The sequence below is a fragment of the Streptomyces sp. NPDC051582 genome, assembly GCF_040681715.1.
In the GTDB taxonomy this organism is placed as follows: domain Bacteria; phylum Actinomycetota; class Actinomycetes; order Streptomycetales; family Streptomycetaceae; genus Streptomyces.
In genome coordinates, this window is sequence record NZ_JBFAZJ010000008.1 from 42,514 (window position 1) to 62,264 (window position 19,751).

18 protein-coding genes are annotated in these 19,751 nt (G+C 73.1%); 3 read left to right on the forward strand and 15 right to left on the reverse strand.

Annotated elements, in window-relative coordinates; translation table 11 throughout:
• Positions 1–36: 36 nt before the first annotated feature.
• Positions 37–1,275 (reverse strand): family 10 glycosylhydrolase, encoded by a 1,239-nt coding sequence (locus tag AB0M92_RS13105; protein ID WP_366102211.1) that lies wholly within the window; start codon positions 1,273–1,275, stop codon positions 37–39.
• A gap of 153 nt (positions 1,276–1,428) precedes the next feature.
• Here AB0M92_RS13105 and AB0M92_RS13110 point away from each other — a divergent pair, with 153 nt between their 5' ends.
• Positions 1,429–2,322, forward strand: coding sequence for a 3-hydroxybutyryl-CoA dehydrogenase (locus AB0M92_RS13110; RefSeq protein WP_366102212.1), 894 nt, complete (start codon positions 1,429–1,431; stop codon positions 2,320–2,322).
• A 64-nt stretch (positions 2,323–2,386) separates the two neighbouring features.
• On the opposite strand, the gene AB0M92_RS13115 is transcribed toward AB0M92_RS13110, so the two are convergent.
• From AB0M92_RS13115 to infC, 9 genes are all read right to left on the reverse strand, one after another.
• Positions 2,387–2,917 carry an NUDIX domain-containing protein gene (locus tag AB0M92_RS13115; RefSeq protein WP_030157262.1) on the reverse strand — a complete coding sequence of 177 codons (531 nt, stop codon included), beginning with the start codon at positions 2,915–2,917 and terminating at the stop codon, positions 2,387–2,389.
• A gap of 53 nt (positions 2,918–2,970) precedes the next feature.
• The gene (locus tag AB0M92_RS13120) at positions 2,971–4,311 is read right to left on the reverse strand and encodes a transcriptional regulator (RefSeq protein ID WP_366102213.1); all 1,341 of its coding nucleotides are present in this window, start codon (positions 4,309–4,311) and stop codon (positions 2,971–2,973) included.
• Positions 4,312–4,858: 547 nt separating this feature from the next.
• A complete protein-coding gene (gene pheT, locus AB0M92_RS13125; RefSeq protein ID WP_366102214.1) occupies positions 4,859–7,387 on the reverse strand; it encodes a phenylalanine--tRNA ligase subunit beta in 2,529 nt (842 codons plus the stop codon).
• Complete coding sequence (gene pheS / locus AB0M92_RS13130) at positions 7,387–8,514, reverse strand: phenylalanine--tRNA ligase subunit alpha (RefSeq protein ID WP_366102215.1); 1,128 nt, start codon at positions 8,512–8,514, stop codon at positions 7,387–7,389. The genes pheT and pheS overlap by 1 nt, the downstream gene beginning before the upstream one ends.
• Positions 8,515–8,666: 152 nt before the next feature.
• Positions 8,667–9,914: an ATP-binding protein gene (locus AB0M92_RS13135; protein WP_366102216.1), complete on the reverse strand. Its 1,248-nt coding sequence runs from the start codon at positions 9,912–9,914 to the stop codon at positions 8,667–8,669.
• A gap of 55 nt (positions 9,915–9,969) precedes the next feature.
• Positions 9,970–10,836 (reverse strand): RNA methyltransferase, encoded by an 867-nt coding sequence (locus tag AB0M92_RS13140; RefSeq protein WP_366102217.1) that lies wholly within the window; start codon positions 10,834–10,836, stop codon positions 9,970–9,972.
• Between the two features lie 129 nt (positions 10,837–10,965).
• Positions 10,966–11,358 (reverse strand): 50S ribosomal protein L20, encoded by a 393-nt coding sequence (gene rplT, locus AB0M92_RS13145; protein WP_030860181.1) that lies wholly within the window; start codon positions 11,356–11,358, stop codon positions 10,966–10,968.
• Positions 11,359–11,462: 104 nt separating this feature from the next.
• On the reverse strand, positions 11,463–11,657 hold the full coding sequence (gene rpmI, locus AB0M92_RS13150; protein ID WP_030157249.1) for a 50S ribosomal protein L35: 195 nt from the start codon (positions 11,655–11,657) through the stop codon (positions 11,463–11,465).
• Between the two features lie 106 nt (positions 11,658–11,763).
• Entirely contained in the window at positions 11,764–12,501 is a 738-nt protein-coding gene (infC, locus tag AB0M92_RS13155) for a translation initiation factor IF-3 (RefSeq protein ID WP_366102218.1), read from the reverse strand.
• Positions 12,502–12,878: 377 nt separating this feature from the next.
• Here infC and AB0M92_RS13160 point away from each other — a divergent pair, with 377 nt between their 5' ends.
• Entirely contained in the window at positions 12,879–13,265 is a 387-nt protein-coding gene (locus tag AB0M92_RS13160; protein WP_366102219.1) for a DUF1844 domain-containing protein, read from the forward strand.
• A gap of 63 nt (positions 13,266–13,328) precedes the next feature.
• On the opposite strand, the gene AB0M92_RS13165 is transcribed toward AB0M92_RS13160, so the two are convergent.
• Genes AB0M92_RS13165 through AB0M92_RS13175 form a run of 3 tightly spaced genes read right to left on the reverse strand, consistent with a single transcriptional unit; the run spans position 13,329 to position 16,185 of the window.
• Positions 13,329–14,075, reverse strand: a complete 747-nt coding sequence (locus AB0M92_RS13165) for an SseB family protein (RefSeq protein ID WP_366102220.1) — start codon at positions 14,073–14,075, stop codon at positions 13,329–13,331.
• 2 nt (positions 14,076–14,077) lie between these two features.
• The gene (gene mycP, locus AB0M92_RS13170; RefSeq protein ID WP_366102221.1) at positions 14,078–15,400 is read right to left on the reverse strand and encodes a type VII secretion-associated serine protease mycosin; all 1,323 of its coding nucleotides are present in this window, start codon (positions 15,398–15,400) and stop codon (positions 14,078–14,080) included.
• A complete protein-coding gene (locus tag AB0M92_RS13175) occupies positions 15,397–16,185 on the reverse strand; it encodes a hypothetical protein (RefSeq protein WP_366102222.1) in 789 nt (262 codons plus the stop codon). The genes mycP and AB0M92_RS13175 overlap by 4 nt, the downstream gene beginning before the upstream one ends.
• A gap of 186 nt (positions 16,186–16,371) precedes the next feature.
• Between AB0M92_RS13175 and AB0M92_RS13180 the strand changes: the two genes are divergently transcribed.
• Complete coding sequence (locus AB0M92_RS13180) at positions 16,372–17,577, forward strand: amino acid deaminase/aldolase (RefSeq protein ID WP_366102223.1); 1,206 nt, start codon at positions 16,372–16,374, stop codon at positions 17,575–17,577.
• Positions 17,578–17,581: 4 nt separating this feature from the next.
• On the opposite strand, the gene AB0M92_RS13185 is transcribed toward AB0M92_RS13180, so the two are convergent.
• Both AB0M92_RS13185 and AB0M92_RS13190 read right to left on the reverse strand, forming a co-directional pair.
• Positions 17,582–18,868 (reverse strand): haloacid dehalogenase-like hydrolase, encoded by a 1,287-nt coding sequence (locus AB0M92_RS13185; protein ID WP_366102224.1) that lies wholly within the window; start codon positions 18,866–18,868, stop codon positions 17,582–17,584.
• A gap of 89 nt (positions 18,869–18,957) precedes the next feature.
• Positions 18,958–19,749 (reverse strand): 3-oxoacyl-ACP reductase, encoded by a 792-nt coding sequence (locus AB0M92_RS13190; protein WP_132760400.1) that lies wholly within the window; start codon positions 19,747–19,749, stop codon positions 18,958–18,960.
• Positions 19,750–19,751 lie beyond the last annotated feature (2 nt).

Sequence of the window (19,751 nt, forward strand, 5' to 3'; positions counted from 1 at the left end):
CCGGACCGGCCGGACCGGCCCCGCACGGTCCCCGCCTCACCTCGGCGGCACGGCCGTCGGGTAATGGTCGGCGACGACCCTGGCCATCGCACCATTGGGGTCCGCGACCACCTGCTTCGCCGAGAAGTAGACGTGGCCGCGGACCTCGGGGTAATCGCGGGCGAACGTCAGGTGCTTGGACAGCTCCTTCGGATCGCGCCAGGCGGCGGTCGCACTGCCCCGGTCGCAGCGGTACAGCGCCTCGCCCACGTACAGCGCCACGCCGGTGCCCGCCACCGTCTGCGCCCACCAGGGAACGAGCTTCGCGTAATCGGCGGTCGGATGGCCGATCTGCCAGTACACCTGCGGCACGATGTAGTCGATCCAGCCCTCCCGGACCCACTTGCGGGTGTCCGCGTACAGGTCGTCGTACGTTTCCACCCCCGCCTGCGTCGGCGAACCCAGCGGGTCCCGCTCGCTGTTGCGCCAGACCGCGAACGGGCTGATGCCGAAGCGCGCCGCCGGGCGGACCGTCCGCACCCGCTCGGACATCTCGCGCACCAGCGCGTCGGTGTTGCCCCGCCGCCAGTCCGCGCGGGAGGCGAAGCCGCCACCGTGGCGCTCGTACGCGTCGGTGTCGTCGAACTCCTCCCCCTCGACGGGGTAGGGGTAGAAGTAGTCGTCCCAGTGGACCCCGTCCACCTCGTACCGGGAGACGGCGTCGAGCATGGCCTCCTGCACGAAGGCGCGCACCTCGGGCAGCCCGGGGTTGTAGTACAGCTTCTTGTTGTACGCGACCGTCCAGTCGGGATTGCGCCGGGCCGGATGGTTCTCGGCCAGGCGATCGGGGTCGGTGTGGTTGGCCACCCGGTACGGGTTGAACCAGGCGTGCAGCTCCAGCCCCCGGGCGTGCGCCTCGGCGACCGCGGTGCCGAGCGGGTCCCAGCCCGGGTCCTCGCCCTGCTCCCCGGTCAGCCACTGCGACCAGGGCTCGCGGGCCCCGGGCCACATCGCGTCGGCGGCGGGCCGGACCTGGAGGATCACGGCGTTCAGGCGGCGGGCGACCGCGGTGTCGAAGAGGCGGATCAGCTCGTCGCGCTGGTCCGCGGCGTCCAGCCCGCTCTCGGAGGGCCAGTCGACGTTCTCCACAGAGGCGATCCACATCGCGCGGAACTCGGCAGCCGCCTTCCCGCGCGGAGCGCGCCCGCCCGCCGCCCGCGCGGGGACCGCTCCGCCCGTCGCGGCCAGCAGCCCGGCGGCCCCCGCCAGCAGCCCCCGACGCCCGATGTACGCCATGTGACGACTCCGTTCCGTTGCGTGACAGTGCCCTGCATCTGACAGCATGCCCGCCCCGGCCCCCCGCCAAGGTGAAGGTCGGGGGTAACGTCGTGGGGCGTGGCGGGCGCCGGGACGCAGTGACACTGCGCAGCACGGGGGACCCGCCGACGGATGAGCAGCGAAAGGCACGAAGTGACTGACCTCCCTTCCGACATCACCCGGGTCGGCGTAGTGGGCTGTGGCCAGATGGGCGCGGGCATCGCCGAGGTGTGCGCTCGCAGCGGCCTTGAGGTGAAGGTCGCCGAGACCACCGGCGAGGCCCTGGAGATCGGGCGCACCCGGCTGCACAACTCGCTGACCAAGGCCGCCGAACGCGGCAAGATCAGCGAGGAGGAGCGGGACGCCACCCTGGCCCGCCTCACCTTCACCACCGATCTCGGCGAGTTCGCCGACCGCGACCTCGTCATCGAGGCGGTCGTCGAGAACGAGCAGGTCAAGACGGAGATCTTCCAGGTCCTCGACCAGGTGATGACCCGGCCGGACGCGATCCTCGCCTCCAACACCTCCTCGATCCCGCTGGTCAAGCTGGCCGTCACGACCTCGCGGCCCGACCAGGTCATCGGCATCCACTTCTTCAACCCGGCCCCGGTGCAGCAGCTCGTCGAGCTGATCCCGGCGCTGACCACGAGCGAGGAGACCATCAAGCGGGCCGAGGCCCTGGTGGGGAAGGTCCTGGGCAAGCACGCGATCCGCGCCCAGGACCGGTCGGGCTTCGTCGTCAACGCGCTCCTGGTCCCCTACCTGCTGTCGGCGATCCGGATGTTCGAGTCCGGCATCGCGAGCCGCGAGGACATCGACAACGGCATGGAGATGGGCTGCGCCCACCCGATGGGTCCGCTCAAGCTCTCCGACCTCATCGGCCTCGACACGATCGCCTCGATCGCCGATTCGATGTACGCGGAGTACAAGGAGCCCCTGTACGCCGCTCCCCCGCTGCTCCAGCGGATGGTCGACGCCGGCCGCCTCGGCCGCAAGACCGGCTCGGGCTTCTACCCGTACGGCTGATCCGCCCGTACGGCCGCTCCCGTACCGCCGCGGCCCGCGGGCCCGCGGCCGGCGGCCGGCGCGGTCAGCCGAGCCGCAGATGGTGCAGGAGCAGCAGCCCGGCCGCCATGTTGGCGGCCGGGATCTCGCCGCGCGCGATCATGTCCGGCACGAGTTTGAGCGGCACCCACTCGCGGCGCGAGGACTCGAAGTCGTCCTCGGGATGTCCGATGTACGTCGCCCCGTCCGCCCAGTAGAGGTGGTGGCGGGCATCGGTCAGCCCGTTGGCCGGCTCGACGGTCATCAGGTGGTGGAGGGGCCCGGGCCGCCAGCCCGACTCCTCCTCCATCTCCCTGGCCGCGGCGGCCGCGATGTCCTCGCCGTCCTCGACCACGCCGGCGGGCAGTTCCCAGCCCCAGCTGTCGGTGATGAACCGGTGCCGCCACAGCAGCAGCACCTCGTTGGCCTCGTTGACGGCCGTGGCGACGGCGACCGGCCGCAGCCGGATCACGAAGTGGTCCAGGTGCCGGCCGTCGGGAAGTTCCACATCGGCGAGGTTCACGTCGAACCAGCGGTTCTTGTACACGGTCTGCTCACTCAGGTTCGTCCACTGCACGGTTGTGCCACCTTCCGTTCGAGTAGGTGGCAACATGGCAGCAGTTCGCGCGCTCACAGGGGAACGCGCAGCGCCCCGTCGATCAGCTGCGCGGTCTCCTCCGCGCCGGAACACCCGCTGGTCAGCAGCTGTTCGCGGACCGCCCGGAGCCGGTCCCGCAGTCGCAGCGACTCCATGCCCTTGGCCCGTTCGGCCATCTCGGCGGCGGCCGCCACCGCCCGGTCCGCCTCGCCCTGGCGCAGCTGGATCTCGCACAGCATCGCCAGCCGGTGGACCCGCCCGCGGTCGTGCGCCGGAGTCCCGACCGCCGCCGTCGCCTGCTCGTGGGCGGCGTGCAGGTCACCCAGGCTGAGGAGTGCCTCGGCCACCTGTACGTTGACCAGCCCCGGCTGCACGTACCCCGTCTCGTCCGGCTCCGTGCCGGGCCGGATCCGCTCGGCGGCCGCCTCGGCGTTGCGGATGCAGGCCAGCGCGGCCGCGGTGTCCCCGAGTTGGGCGTAGGCCTTGGCCTGCATGGCGTACAGGTCGGCGGTCAGGGCCGGGGTGGTGTGCCGGCCCGCGGCGCGCAGCGCGGCCTCGGCGAAGGCGACGGCCTGGCGGTACTCCCGCAGGTGCAGGGACTGGTTGACGATCAGTGCGATGACGTAGGCGCCGAGCCCCCGGTCCCCGCTGGCCTTCGCGAGCCGCAGCGCCTGGTGGAAGTAGCGCTGGGCGAGCCCGTGGGCGTCCGAGTCGTACGCGCAGATGCCGGCCACCGCCACCAGGGACCCGGTGGCCCGGTGCAGCTGGCGGCCGAGCCCGTCGGGGTAGCTGCCCCGGAGCATCGGCGCGGTCTCGCTGCCGAGGAAGCGGACGATCCGGGCCCGGGTGGCCACCCCGCCGGCCCTCCGGTACATCAGCTCGTAGTGGGCGCGGGCGGCCCGCAGGATCTCGATGTGCTCGGGGCCGATCCTGTTCGGCCCGTCACGGGAGACGTCGGCGTCCTCGGGCGGGTTCTCCCACTCCCAGACCGGGATCACGGCGGGAGTCCCGGTGACGGCCTCGGCGGTGAACAGCTGGACGCGGCCCTGCTCGTCGGAGCGCCACAGGGCGGCGGCCCGGTCGACGAAGCCGCTGAGCGGGGAGCCGTGCGGGGACGCGGGCTGGCCGGGCAGGCCGAGCCCGACGTCGTCCAGTGACACCGGGCGCCGGAGCCGGCCGCCGAGCACCTCGCAGATCAGGTCGGGCACCTGGCCGCGCGGCCGCTGCCCCTTCAACCACCGGGTGACGGCGGTGTGTTCGTAGCGCAGGGCGAGCCCGCGGGACCGGCCCGCCTGGTTGATGTGCGCCGCGAGTCCGGCGTGGGACATGGCCGCCTCGGCAAGGAGGGCGTCGAGAAGGGCATTGGGCTGCATGGGCCCCTCCAAGGGCTCTTCGGTCTCAGGCTAGTGGGTGCGCGGTTCACACGGGGTGTACTCCTTTCGATTCACACAGGGTGTGAACCGACTACGCGCATAAATGCGAAACGCACTCTCCCGCAACGAGCCCTGGGGACGCTTCACTTAAGAGCCTCGCCAAAGAGGCAGCCCGGGTCGTCGGCTCCCCCTCGTACAGTGCGACGACCCGCACCGCGCCGTCCGCCTTGCTGTCTGCCCGACACTCCATGGCAGGCGGGCGGCGCGCTCCGGCTCCGCCGGCGCCCGGTTGGTCGCCGGGCCCCGGCAGGGGCCGTGGAACGCGCGCCGGGCCCTCCCACCGGGCCCGGTGTGCGGTCCCCCTCCGGTCAGGGGTCGCCGGTCACTGCGCGACACCAACAGAGCCCCCTCCTCGACGAGTTGCCCGCCCGCACGGCGCAGCGGCGCTCTCACCCGAATGAGTGAGCGGGGCCTCCCTCCCCCGCAATGCCGCAGGGGCGTGCCCGGAAGACCGGACACGCCCCTCTGGCATCACACCACTCGGCGGCTACGCGCCGCGCAGCACCGCGCCCGTACGCTCGCCCGCCAGCGCCACCGCCGCGTCACGCGCGGCCGTGGACTCCTCCGCGGTCAGCGTGCGGTCGGCCGCGCGGAAGCGCAGCGCGTACGCCAGGGACTTCTTGCCCTCGCCGACCTGCTCGCCGGTGAACACGTCGAACAGCCGCAGGGATTCGAGCAGTTCGCCGGCGCCCTTGCGCAGCGCGGTCTCGACGTCGGCCGCCGGGACGGACGCGTCGACGATCAGCGCGACGTCCTGGGTCGCCACCGGGAAGGTGGAGATCCGGGGCGCCTCCACGGCCTCGCCGCCGGCCGCCGCGAGGCGGTCCAGGTCGAGCTCCATGGCGCTGGTGCGGGCCGGCAGGCCCATCGCCTTGACGACGCGCGGGTGCAGCTCACCGGCGTGCCCGATCACCGTCTCCACCCCGTCCAGGGTGACGAGCAGCTCGGCGCAGCGACCGGGGTGCCACGGCCCGTACTGGCCCTGGCGCACGACGAGCTCGACACCGGCCTCGGCGGCCAGCGAGCGCGCGGCCTGCACCGCGTCCGCCCAGTCGGCCGGACGGCCCTTGCCCCACCAGCCGGCCTGCTCGCGCGCACCGGCCAGCACGACCGCGGCGTACCGCGGCTGGGCCGGCAGGGCGGCGTTCAGCGTGGCGATCTCCTCGGCCGTGGGACGCCGGTCGACGGGCAGCCGTACGGCCACACCCGGCTGCGGACCGGCCCGGAAGACCGAGCCCGTCTCGAAGAGGGCCAGGTCGTGGCTGCCCCGGCTGTCGTTGCGGCGCAGCGCGCCCAGCAGGCCCGGCAGCAGCGTGGTGCGCAGCGCCGGCTCCTCGTCGGAGAGCGGGTTGACCAGCTTGACCACCTGGCGGGCCGCGTCGTGCGCGGGCAGCTGGAGCTGGTCGAAGACGCCCTCGCCGACGAACGGGTAGCTGAGCGCCTCGACGTAGCCCGCGCCGGCCAGCGCGCGGCCGACCCGGCGGTGCAGCTGCTGCCGGGCGGTCAGACCGCGGCCGGAGGGCAGCTTCGGCAGGGTCGACGGGAGGTTCCCGTAGCCCTCCAGCCGGATGACCTCTTCGGCGAGGTCGTTGGGCTCGGCGAGGTCGGGCCGCCACGAGGGGACGGTCACGACGAGCTCGTCCTGGCCGTAGACGTCGCAGCCGACCTCCTGGAGGCGGCGGACGACGGTCTCGCGGCCGTAGTCCATGCCCGCGACCCGGTCCGGGTGGTCCGCGCGCATCGCGATGGTGCGCGGGGCGCCCGGGGCCGTGAGCTCGGTGACGCCCGCCTCGGCGGTGCCGCCCGCGAGCAGCACGAGCAGGTCGACGGTCCGCTGCGCGGCCGCGGAGGCCGCCTGCGGGTCGACGCCGCGCTCGAAGCGCTTGGAGGCCTCGGAGGCGAGCTTGTGGCGGCGGGCGGAGCGCGAGATCGTCAGCGCGTCGAAGTGCGCGGCCTCGACGACGACGTCCGTGGTGCCCGAGACGATGCCGGTCTCGGGGTCGGTCACGGATTCGGCGATCTCGGTGTTGGCGCCGCCCATGACACCGGCGAGGCCGATCGGCCCGCTGTTGTCGGTGATCACCAGGTCCTCGGCGTCGAGCGTGCGCTTGACCCCGTCGAGGGTGGTGAACTTCTCGCCCTGCTCGGCGCGGCGCACGCCGATCGCGCCGTCCAGGCGGGAGCGGTCGTACGCGTGCAGCGGCTGGCCGAGTTCGAGCATCACGTAGTTGGTGATGTCGACGGCGAGCGAGATCGAGCGCATGCCGGCCTTCTGCAGGCGCCGCGTCAGCCAGATCGGGGACTTCGCCTCGGGGTCGAGGCCGGTCACCGTACGCGCGGTGAAGCGGTCGCAGCCGGCCGGGTCGTCGATCTTGACCAGGTAGCCGTACGAGTTCGGCGCGGGCACGTCGAGCAGCGCCGGGTCGCGCAGCGGCAGGCCGTACGCGGTGGCGGTCTCACGGGCCACACCGCGCATCGACAGGCAGTAGCCGCGGTCCGGGGTGACGGCGATGTCGAGGACCTCGTCGATGAGCTGGAGCAGCTCGATCGCGTCGGTACCGACCTCGTGCTCGGGCGGCAGCACGATGATCCCGTGCGTGCCGTCGTCGCCCATGCCCAGCTCCTCGCCGGAGCAGATCATGCCGTGCGAGGTCTTGCCGTACGTCTTGCGCGAGGCGATCGCGAAGTCGCCGGGCAGGACGGCACCGGGCAGGACCACGACGACCTTGTCGCCGACGGAGAAGTTCCGGGCGCCGCAGACGATCTCCTGCGGCTCGCCGGTGCCGTTGGCCCGGCCGACGTCGACCGTGCAGAAACGGATCGGCTTGCGGAAGCCCTCAAGCTCCTCGATGGTCAGCACCTGGCCGACGACCAGGGGGCCCTTGAGACCGGCGCCGAGCTGCTCGACCCTCTCGACCTCAAGGCCGGCATCTACGAGCTTGGCCTGCACGTCACGACCGGTTTCGCCCGCGGGCAGGTCGACGTACTCCCGCAGCCAAGAAAGCGGGACCCGCATCAGATCTCCATCCCGAACGGCCGGGTGAACCGGACGTCACCCTCGACCATGTCTCGCATGTCTTCGACGTTGTGGCGGAACATCAGCATCCGCTCGATGCCGAACCCGAAGGCGAATCCGCTGTACTTCTCCGGGTCCACACCGCAGGCGATGAGCACCTTGGGGTTGACCATTCCGCAGCCGCCGAGCTCGATCCAGCCCTCGCTGGAGCAGGTACGGCACGGACGGTCGGGGTTGCCCACCGACTCGCCGCGGCACACGTAGCACTGCATGTCCATCTCGGCGGACGGCTCGGTGAACGGGAAGAAGTTCGGGCGCAGCCGGGTGGTCATGTCCTTGCCGAAGAGCGCCTGGACCATGTGGTCCAGGGTGCCCTTGAGGTCGGCCATGGTCAGGCCCTCGTCGACGGCGAGCAGCTCGACCTGGTGGAACACCGGGGTGTGCGTCGCGTCGAGCTCGTCGGTGCGGAACACCCGGCCCGGGCACACCACGTACACGGGCGGCTCCCGGTCGAGCAGCGAGCGCGCCTGCACCGGGGAGGTGTGGGTGCGCAGCACGACGCCGGACTCGTCGCCCTCGGTGCCCTTGGGGCCCTGGACGAAGAAGGTGTCCTGCATCTGGCGCGCCGGGTGGTCGGGCGTGAAGTTGAGGGCGTCGAAGTTGAACCACTCCGCCTCGACCTCGGGGCCCTCGGCCACCGCGTAGCCCATGGCCGTGAAGATGTCCGCGATGCGGTCCATCAGCGTGGTCAGGGGGTGCCGGGCACCGGCGGGGACGCGGTCGTGGGGCAGCGTGACGTCCACCGCCTCCTCGACCAGCACCCGCTCGTCGCGCTCGGCTTCGAGCGCGACCGTGCGGGCCCCGAAGGCCTTGTTCACGGCGCCGCGGGCCTGGCCCACGCGCTTGCCCGCCTCGGCCTTGGCCTGCGGCGGCAGGGCGCCGATCTCGCGGTTGGCGAGCGCCAGGGGCGAGCGGTCGCCCATGTGCGCGGTCTTCGCCTCACGCAGCGCGTCGAGGTCGCCGGCGGCCGCGAAGGCGGCGAGCGCCTCGTCCCGCATGCGCTCGATCTCTTCCGGTTTCAGTGCCTCGACCTCGACAGGGTCGTACGACTTGTTCGGTGCCGACATCTCTTCCCGTACTTCCGATGGCTGGCTGGTGGGTCCCCCGCGCGACACGCAGGGCGCGCTCGGCACAAGGACACAAAGGTGCCAAAGGACGAGTCTAAAGGTCGCTGGGGGTGAAGGAGCCCGTGGGCCGCCTGGCGAGACCCTCCGCAGGACTACTGCGTGAGGTAGGCCGGCGCGCCCACGGGCAGGATAAATCGGAACTCGGCGCCGCCTCCGGGGCCGCGGCCGACCGTGATGGTGCCGCCGTGGGCCTCGACGATGCCCTTGACGATGTACAGGCCCAGGCCGGTGCCACCGCGCTTGCTGCCCCGCCAGAAGCGGGTGAAGACGCGTCCCATCGACTCCTCGGGGATACCGGGGCCCTCATCGGTCACGGTGACGGCGGTTCCCTTCTCGGTCTTGCCCGCTGCGTTCGTCAGGCTGGTCGGCGATACGTCGATGGTGACCGTTCCCTCTCCGTGCCGCACCGCATTTTCCAGGAGGTTGCCGAGGATCTGGTCGATCTTGTCCGGATCGGCCCACAGATCGGGGAGCGCGCAGGTGACCCGTACGAGGAAGCGGTCGGGCGCCTGCCCGTTCGCGGTGAGCGCCTGGACGTGGCGGCCCACGGCGGTCGCGATGTCCACCGGCTGGCGGCGCACCTCCAGGCGGCCGGAGTCGATGCGGGAGATGTCGAGGAGCTCGGCGATGAGGCGGGTGACGCGGTTGGCGTCGGCATCGACGGTCTCCAGCATCAACCGCTTCTGGTCGTCGGTGAACCGCTCCCACTTGGCGAGCAGGGTGGCGGTGAAGCCCTTGACGGAGGTCAGCGGGGAGCGCAGCTCGTGGGCGACGGTGGCGATCAGCTCGGCGTGGCTGCGCTCGGTGCGCCGGCGCGCCTCGGTGCCGCGCAGGGTGACGACCAGGCGGCGCAGCGGGCCGGTGGGGTGGGTGCGCACGTACCGGGCGGAGACGAGCACCTCGCGGCCGCCGGGCAGCAGCAGGTTGCGCTCGGGCTGGCCGCGCCGGGTGGCGAGGCCCCCGTACGGGTCGGTCAGCGTCCACCAGCGGCGGCCGTCGAGGTCCTCCAGCGGCAGCGCCCGCTCGATCCGTACGCCGAGCGCCTCACCGGGAACCAGAGCGGTGATCCGGGCGGCGGCGGAGTTGAAGCAGATCACGCGGCCGGTGGCATCGGCGACGACGAGCCCGTCGGGGAGGTCGTCGGGGTCGATGCCGAGGGCCTCGAACTCCGCGAACCCGGCCGCATCACGGGTCTCGCGGGGTTCGTGCGGCTCTCGGGGCTCCTGCGCCCCGGGCGCGGCCGGTGCGGCGCGGCCCGAGCCCTGTGGGGGCACGGCCGCCAGGGACGGCGTCCCGGACGCCGTCACGGCCCCTGGCGAGCTGTTCGTACCGACGGTCATGTCCCCGTACCCCACATCTCCGAGTAGCGCAGTGGGCCCCCGGGCCGCCACATTACTAGCTGGGGGTCACGGAGCGGCACCCTCCGGGAGCCCGCTGTGCACGCGCGGACGCGTAGAGGCACACCGCGGCGGCCGTGGCGAGGTTCAGGCTCTCGGCCTTGCCGTGGATCGGGACGCGAACGACGGCGTCCGCGAGCGCCCGGGTCTCCTCGGGCAGGCCCCACGCCTCGTTGCCGAAGACCCAGGCCGAGGGGGTGCCCATCGTGCCCGCGTCGAGCTCCGCGTCCAGGTCGTCCTCGCCGGCCCCGTCGGCCGCCAGGATCCGTACGCCGGCTGCCCGGAGCCCTTCGACGGCCTGCTCCACGGGGACGCCCACCGCCACCGGCAGGTGGAACAGGGAGCCCACGGAGGCCCGTACGGACTTCGGGTTGTACAGGTCCACCGAGGCGTCGGTCAGTACGACCGCGTCCGCGCCGGCGGCGTCGGCGCAGCGCAGCACCGTGCCGGCGTTCCCGGGGTCACGGACGTGCGCGAGGACGGCGACGAGCTTGGGCCGGGCCGCCAGGATCTCCTCGAAGGGGGAGTCGAGGAAGTGGCAGACGCCGACGAGGCCCTGCGGGGTGACGGTCTGCGAGACCTCGGCGAGCACCTCGTCGGAGGCGTAGTGGACGCGCGCCCCGGCGTCCAGCGCGGCCTCGATGATCGCGTCGTGGCGCTCGGCGGCCTCCACGGTCGCGAACAGCTCGATCAGGGTCGAGGCGCCGCCCGCGCCCCGGTGCTCGACGGCCTCGCGGACGGCCTGCGGGCCCTCGGCGATGAACCGGCGCTCCTTGGTGCGGAAGTTGCGCCGCGCCAGGCGCCTGGCGGCGGCCACCCGCGGGGATCGGGGGGAGATCAGCTCGGCGGGGGCGGGGGTACCCATGGCGGTCGGCTCGCTTCCGTGCGTACTGCGGGTCGAAACAGGTGGATCGGCCACAACGCACCGGACCCGCAGGCACAGGGCCTGCGGGTCCGGGCTGAAGCCTGTGAAGGGCTTGCTGCTCGCTGCTGCTTAGGCGGCGGCAGCGGCCTTCGGGGCGTTCACGTCGGCCGGGAGCGCCTTCTGCGCAACCTCGACGAGCGCGGCGAAGGCGTTGGCGTCGTTGACGGCCAGCTCCGCGAGGATCTTGCGGTCCACCTCGATGTTGGCGGCCTTCAGACCCTGGATGAGGCGGTTGTACGTCATGCCGTTCTGGCGGGCAGCGGCGTTGATGCGCTGGATCCACAGCTGACGGAAGTCGCCCTTGCGCTTCTTGCGGTCGTTGAAGTTGTAGACCAGCGAGTGGGTGACCTGCTCCTTGGCCTTGCGGTACAGGCGCGAACGCTGACCGCGGTAGCCGGAGGCCGCTTCGAGGATCGCCCGGCGCTTCTTGTGGGCGTTTACTGCCCGCTTGACGCGTGCCACTTTTTAACTCCTTGTAGCGGGGCCGTGGGTGTCTTCACACGGCCCGAATTCGATGGGGTCCCGGTCTTGACGCTCATCCGCTCCCTGCACGGGAGCGGAGAACATCACTTGCCGAGAAGCTTCTTGATCTTCGCGGCGTCGCCGGGGGCCATCTCCGCGGTGCCGGTGAGGCGGCGGGTGACACGGGACGACTTGTGTTCGAGCAGGTGGCGCTTGCCGGCACGCTCACGGAGCACCTTGCCGGAGCCGGTGATCTTGAAGCGCTTCTTGGTACCGCTGTGCGTCTTGTTCTTCGGCATAGCGCCGTTATCTCCTCGTCGGTGGCGCCCCCGCCGGTCCGGTTAAGGGGACCGGCGCCAGGGAGCGTCATGTTGTGTCGGTGATCCGAGACAGGCTGCCTCGGAATCAGGCTTCGGCCGGTGCCTCGGGAGAGGCGGCCTCGGGGGCTTCGACCTCGGCCTCGGCCTCGGCGTCGGCCTCGGCAGAGAGGACCTCGGTGCCCTCCTCGACGGGAGCTTCCTCGGAAGGAGCCTCGTCGGCGGCGACACCCTGGCGCTCGGCCTTGCGGGCGGCCTGCGCCTCGCGGGCTTCGGCCATCGCCTCGGTCTTCTTCTTGTGCGGACCGAGGACCATGATCATGTTGCGGCCGTCCTGCTTCGGGTTCGACTCGATGAACCCGAGGTCCTCGACGTCCGAAGCGAGACGCTGCAGCAGTCGGTAGCCGAGTTCCGGCCTGGACTGCTCGCGACCACGGAACATGATCGTGATCTTGACCTTGTCGCCCTGCTTGAGGAACCGAACGACGTGACCCTTCTTGGTGTCATAGTCGTGCGGGTCGATCTTCGGCCGGAGCTTCATTTCCTTGATGACCGTGTGCGCCTGGTTCTTGCGCGCCTCACGGGCCTTCATGGCCGACTCGTACTTGAACTTGCCGTAGTCCATGAGCTTGCAGACCGGCGGGCGTGCGGACGCCGCGACCTCGACCAGGTCGAGGTCGTACTCCTGCGCCAGCTCAAGGGCCTTGGCAAGCGGCACGATGCCGACCTGCTCACCGCTGGGACCGACGAGTCGTACCTCGGGAACGCGAATCCGGTCGTTGATGCGGGGCTCGGTGCTGATGGATCCTCCTCGGTAGCACCACACGGCTGCCTGGCAGACAGCCGCTGACGTCTGATGTCGTCAGACCAACCGCGGCGGAACATGAAAAATGCCCCGCCGGGCACAGGCAGGGGCTCCAATACAACCGGAGCACCGCCGCATGCGATCGCGGGGCGCAGACTCGGGCAGCTTTCCATCGTCCGTACGGAACGATGGATGCCACCTGACCGGTGACCCGCCGCCCCGGAGGGTGGTCGGGTGGGAGAGCGGAGCCTCCACTTGTGGGCCGGGGACATGCGTCTCCGGCCGGTCGTCAGTTCAATATAGCATTCCGCGCCGGGTCCGCTCACCCGGCCGGCTCCGGCCGTGATCGGAGCAGGGCCCGGTCAGCGGCCTGCGCGGCCCGGCTTATCGTGTGAGGCATGACTGACGCGACCCCCACCCCCGCCACCGAGGCCGGCGCCACGCCGGACGCCCCCGACTACGACGCCATGACCCACGACATCGCGGACGTGCCCGCCGTCGAGGTGATCACCACGGTGGCCGTGCACCTGCTGAGCGCCGCGGCGGTCAACCTGGGCCTGGACAAGCCGGACTCGGAGCACAAGGACCTCGACGAGGCCCGCAAGCTGATCACGGCCCTGGCCGGCCTGGTCACGGCGAGCGCCACCGAGATCAGCTCCTTCCACGCGGCTCCGCTGCGCGACGGCCTGAAGTCGCTGCAGCTCGCCTTCCGCGAGGCCTCGATCGTCCCGGACGAGCCGGGCCAGGGTCCGGGCGAGAAGTTCACGGGCCCGGTCTTCGGCTGAGCCGTACGCCGTACACGGGGAAGGGCCGGGGCATTGCCCCGGCCCTTCCCGCGTTCCCGGTGCTCAGCGGGTGAAGAGCGGCTCCCCGGCCGGGGCCGGGGCCTCCTGGGGGAGCAGCGCCAGGTCGAGTCCGCGTACGAGGCGGGCCCGCAGGGTCTCGTCGGCGGCCAGGGCCTCGGCCAGGCGGCGGGCCGCGGCGGCCTGGGCCCCCTGCGCCCCGGCGCCCAGCACGATCGCGAGGGTTCCGTCGGCGTCCGCCCCGCCCGGGCCGAGGTGGGCGCGGAGCACGGCGGGCTCGGCGGACACGGCGGCCCGTACGGCTTCCCGCACCGCGGGATCGGCCAGTGGGCCGGCGTCGGTGCGGCCCTCGGCGAGCGCGAGCAGTGCGGGGCCGGTCAGCTGGTAGGTGACCGGGCCGGCCAGGTCCAGGACCACCGTGTCGGCCTTCTCGTGCGCGGCGGCGGCCAATGCCTGGTGCAGGGGTACGGCGACCGGGCGGGCGGCCGGGTCCCAGAGGGCCAGCGAGGCGGTCGAGGTGAACGCGGGCAGCGCCCGCCGGTCCCCCGCCCGCAGGGTCGGCACGGCCATGTCGCTGGTCTTCTCGCGCTTCAGGCCGCTCTCCGGGTCGGTCTCGACCTCGCCGAGCACGGCGACGACCGGGACCAGCAGGCGGGCGCCCCTGAGGGCGGCCAGCAGCTCCGGCTCCTTCGCCCGGTCCTCGGACCAGGCGGCCAGGGCCGCGCTCAACCGGGGGTCGGCGGAGCCGTCGTCGTCGGAGAAGCCGGGGTCGGGAATGTTTTTGTTCGCCACAGTTACCCGACCCTATCCCGGCCCCGGCCGCGGTCCCGCCGGGCGCCCCGCGGACGCCGGGCCAGTACGGCGGCCAGGACGAGCAGCGCCAGCCCGGTGGCCGCGGCCACCGGGACCCCGAGGCGGGCGCCGCGATCGGCGGCCCGTACCGGCTCGGGGCCGGGGCCGAAGTACGGCCGCCCGGCGGCGACCGGCGCGGGGACCGGCGGCTCGGCGCGCAGTGCGTCGGCGGCCTGGAGGGCGGCGACGGGATCCACGAGGCCGTGGCCGCGGGAGTCGTCGCGCCCGCCGGGCGGGGCGTCGGAGGCGGTTTCCTCCAGCAGCCTCTTGAGCTGGGCCGGGGACAGGTCCGGGCGGGCGGCCCTGACGAGGGCGACGGCGCCGGATACGTAGGCGGAGGCGGCGCTGGTGCCCCAGCCCTCGTAGTAGGAGCGGTCGGGGTCGGCGATGACGACGTCGACGCCGGGGGCGCTGACGGTGGCGTACCAGTTGCTGGTGGAGAAGGGGGCCTTCTTGCCGCCGCGGTCGACGGCGGTGACGGCGATGACCCCGGGGTAGGCGGCCGGGTAGGAGGCGTGGTCGCCCTGGCGCCCGCCGTTGCCGGCCGACGCGACGACGGCCACGCCCTTGGCGAGGGCGTACTGGACGGCCTCGTCCTCGGCGGCCTCGTGGTGGGCGGAGTCGCTGTCGTCGCCGAGGGAAAGGTTGATCACGTTCGCGCCGTGGTCGGCGGCCCAGCGGATGCCCTCGGCGAGCGCGCCGCCCTTGCTCTCGCGGGCCTCGGCCCGGCCGGGGTCGCCCTCTTCGAGGATCACGCGGACGGGGAGGATCTTGGCCAGCGGGGCGATGCCGAGGACGCCCTGGCGGCGGTTGCCGCCGTGGCCGTGCCCGGCGATGATCCCCGCCATGGCGGTCCCGTGCCGGGCCCAGGCGCGGTCGCCGCGCCCGGCGCCCATGCCGATGAGGTCGGCCCCTTCCAGGACCTGCCCGGCGAGGTCGGGGTGGGTGCCGTCGACCCCGGTGTCGAGTACGGCGACCGTGACCCCGGCGCCCCGGGTGATCCCCCAGGCCTCCTCGGCCCGCAGCGCGGTGAGGGCCCACTGCCGCTCGCGGATGTTGTCGGCGGCGGCCGGAGCGGCGCCGGCGCCGACGAACAGGGCCCCGAGCACGAGGCCGACGGCGGCCCGGGAGCGAGCCGTCGGGGTGGAACGGGCGGAACCGGCGGAACGGAACGGACGGGCGGAACGGACCTGAAGGGCTCGGCGCTCGGCGCGTCCGGCGGGGCGGGCGCCGGCCGCCGGCGCGGCGGTCCACCGGCGGGTCATCGCGGGTTTCCGGCAGGGGCGGTGGGTGCGGCGAGGGTGTGTACGGCGCGCTCCATGCGCTCGGCGACGGCCTGGGCGGCGTGGCCGAGGCCCGCTTGGGCGACGGCTCCGGTGGCGTCCTTGCGCATCATGTCCTCGGCGGGGCGGGGGGAGTCGAGCGTGCGGCCGTCGGTGAACGCGGAGACGGCGTAGACGACGACGGGGGCGTCGGGAACCACGGACGCGGTCCAGGCGGCGCGCTGGCTGTCGGCGAAGCCGTAGCCGGGCGGGGCGGGGAGGCGTCCGCGCAGGGTCGCCATCCCGGCGGCGTCGGCGGGGGTGAAGACCAGGCCGACGGTGACGAGTGAACTGCGGGTGGCGTCACTGTAGGTGGCGCGCAGGACGCGGGTGCATCCGGTGGCGGCGAGGGCCGCCCGCCAGTCGGCGGCGAGCGCGGGCCCGCAGTCGGAGTCGGGGGCGAGCGCGACCCGGATCCAGGTCCGGTCGGCCCCGCCGGGGCCGGCGTCGGCGCCGTCGAGGACGGGCGGGACCAGGGTGTCCACGGGCGTCTCGCGCCACAGGGATCCGGCCTTGCGATAGGCGGCCGCGGCGGCCAGGGGCCGCTGGGCGTCGCGCTGCTGCGCCCATCCGCCGACCCCGGCTCCGCCGAGGAGGGCGACCCCCAGTACGGCGCACACCACGACGGCGACGCCGCGACCGGCCCCGCACCGCCCTGATCCGGATTCGGATTCGGATTCGGCCACGGGCTCGGACCAGGCCGCGGCCTGCGGTGTAGACGCACTCATCCGGCGGCTCCGCCCCCCGTTCCGTCCGGCTGCCACCCCGTACTCTACGCGCCCTCGCCGTCCCGGCCCCGGGGCCGGGACGGCTCGCCGGGCGAAGGCCGGGACGGCTCTCCGGGCGAAGGCCGGGCCCGGGCCGCGGCCGCTGACCCCTACCCACCGGTAAGACCATCTGGCAGGCTGCCGCCCATGAATCTTCCCGCCGGTGGAGACCGAGCCCGCTACGACCGGGCCACCGCGCACCTCGACGCGCCCCTGGCCATCGTCGATCTCGCCGCCTTCGACGCCAACGCCGACGATCTCGTCCGCCGCGCGGCCGGCAAGCCGATCCGGGTCGCCAGCAAGTCCGTCCGCTGCCGCGCGCTCCTCGAACGGGTCCTGGCCCGGCCCGGTTTCGCCGGGATCATGTCGTACACCCTCGCCGAGAGCATCTGGCTGGCGCGCTCGGGATTCGAGGACGTGCTCCTCGCCTACCCCTCCGCCGACCGCACCGGCTTCGCCGAGCTGGCCGGTGACCCCAAGCTGGCCGCGGCCGTCACCGTCATGGTGGACGACCCCGCCCAGTTGGAGCTGATCGAGGGGGCGCGTGACGGGGGGACCCAGGAGATCCGTGTCTGCCTGGAGCTGGACACCGCCCTCCACCTCCTCGGCGGCAGGTTCCGCGTCGGCGCCCGCCGTTCGCCGCTCCGCGAGCCGGCCCAGCTCGCGGACCTCGCCCGTACCGTCCGAGCCCGCCCCGGCTTCCGGGTCGTCGGGATCATGGGCTACGAGGGCCACGTCGCCGGCGTCGGAGACGCCCTCGCCGGGCGCCCGTTGCGCTCCCGGGCCATCCGGCTCATGCAGGCCGCCGCCCGCAAGGAGCTCGCGGCCCGCCGCGCCGAGGCCGTACGGGCCGTCCGCGCGATCGTGCCGGACCTGGAGTTCGTCAACGGCGGCGGCACCGGCAGCGTCCAGCAGACGGCCTCCGAGGACGCGGTCACGGAGATCGCCGCCGGCTCGGGGCTCTACGTGCCGAGGCTGTTCGACAACTACACGTCCTTCCGGGGCCGCCCGGCGGCGCTGTTCGCCCAGCCGGTGGTCCGCAGGCCCGGCGTCGGCGTGGTCACCGTCCTCGGTGGCGGGTACCCCGCCTCCGGTGCGGCCGGCGCGGACCGGCTGCCGGTCCCGTACCTCCCGCAGGGCCTGCGCTACGACCCCCAGGAGGGGGCCGGCGAGGTGCAGACTCCGCTGCTCGGAGGCCCGGCCGACGATCTGCTGATCGGCGACCGGGTCTGGTTCCGCCACGCCAAGGCGGGGGAACTGTGCGAGCGCTTCGACGAATTGCACCTCGTCGAGGGCGACCGGGTGACGGCCACCGTCCCGACGTACCGGGGCGAGGGCCGCACCTTCCTCTGACCGGCTAGAACACCGAGTCCGTCTGGTCGGGGACGACGCTCGTGTCGCCCCGGCGGACGGGCCCCGGCGTGCCGTCGTGGTCGACGTAGCCCGTGGTCGAGCACGGGTACGGCGCGGCCTTCTGCTTCTTCGGCTCGATGAACATCGGGTTCACGATCCACTTGCCGTCGCTGTCGTCGTACGCGCGGCACATCAGCTCGTTCTTGTTCCGGTTCACCACCAGCCGCAGCGCAGTCGCGTCCCGCAGGAACGAGACGTCGGTGTCGGAGTCACCCGCGGCGAACACCTGGCGGCGGGCGGCCGGCTGGACCTTCTCGGCGGCCGCGCCGCGCACGCCGAAGACCTCCTGGTTGATCCAGCAGCGCTTGCCGTCGACGTACGTGATCATCGTGTCGGCGCCGTCCTTGACCGACCCGCAGCCCTTGAGGTGCGCGGTGAACCTTCCGCCGGACGTGGTCGTGTTGCGGATGCCGAGGACGTGGTCCGCGGCGATGCCGGCGCCCTTGGCCCAGACCTCGACGACCGGCTGCGGCGAGGCCGAGCTGATCCAGACGTCGAAGCCGGCCTTGCGCAGGCCGTCGATGAGGTCCTTCTGCTGGTCGTAGTAGCGGACCCAGCCGGTGACGGAGGCGCTGCCGACCTGCTGCGTGGCACCGATCGGCGCGGCCAGGTTCTCGGCGCGCGCGGCGGCCGCGAAACCGCGGACCTCGCGGGCGGTCCAGCCCTGCATCAGCTGGGGCAGCCAGGCGTACGCGGGCTCGGTGGTGCGGTGGTCCCAGCCGGCGAAGGCGGCGGCGCCCGAGCGGGTCGCGGCGGTGCCGTAGACGGCGGCGATCTCGTCGGCGCAGCCCGCGCCCGCGGGGGTGCCCGTCGCCAGCGGGGAGCCGGGGCGGGCGAGCGCGGCGCAGGCGTCGGCGAGGGACCGGGCCGCGGCGGGGGTGAGGTGGCGGCTGGTGGTGGTCCAGTCCCCGCCCGCGGGCTGGCGGATCCTGCCGTTGCGCAGCAGCCAGTACATCTGGGCGTCGCCGACGTCGTTCTTGACGACGGTGTTGTCCCAGTCGAAGACGGCGACGGGCTTGGCGCGGCCGGGCCGGTACGGGTTGCACGCGCCGTACCGGTCGATCAGCTGCTGGAGCCGGGCCTGGTTGTCCCCGTACCAGCCGGCCGCGAGCCGCGGGGTGGTGCAGTGGGCCGCCTGGGCGGCGGGCGCGGCGGCGACGAGGGCGCCGGCGGCGATCGCGGCGGCGGCCCCGACGGCCTGGAGCCGTCGTGCGGTGCTGCGTGGGGTCACGGAGGTGAACACTCCCTCGGGGGTCGTGGAACAGCCGGGCGTCGCGCGACGCCCGGCTGTCGGGGGATGCGGAACGCGGAACGGGTCGCCTACAGGGGGGTGACGTACGCGCCCGAGATGCCGCCGTCGACCAGGAAGTCGGTGGCGTTGATGAACGAGGAGTCGTCGCTCGCGAGGAACGCGACGGCGGCCGCGATCTCGGTGGGCTCGGCGAACCGGCCCAGCGGGATGTGCACGAGGCGCCGGGCCGCGCGCTCCGGGTCCTTGGCGAACAGCTCTTGCAGCAGCGGGGTGTTGACCGGCCCCGGGCACAGCGCGTTGACGCGGATGCCCTCGCGGGCGAACTGCACGCCGAGCTCGCGCGACATCGCGAGCACGCCGCCCTTGGAGGCGGTGTAAGAGATCTGCGAGGTGGCGGCGCCCATGATGGCCACGAAGGAGGCGGTGTTGATGATGGAGCCGCGGCCCTGGCGCTGCATGTACGGCAGGGCGGCCTTGCAGCACAGGTAGACGGAGGTGAGGTTGACGTCCTGGACCCGCTTCCAGGCCTCCAGGCCGGTGGTGAGGATCGAGTCGTCGTCCGGGGGCGAGATGCCCGCGTTGTTGAAGGCGATGTCGACGGAGCCGTAGGTGTCGAAGGCGGTCTTGAAGAGGGCCTCGACCTCCTCCGGGCTGGTGACGTCGACCTTCACGAAGAGCCCGCCGACCTCTTCGGCGGCCGCCTTGCCGGCGCTCTCGTCGATGTCGGCGCAGACCACGTTGGCGCCTTCGGAGGCCAGGCGGCGGGCGGTGGCGAGGCCGATGCCGCTGCCGGCTCCGGTGATGACGGCGGTACGGCCGACCAGGCGGCGGCAGACGATCTCGGTGTCAGAAGTGGTCATGA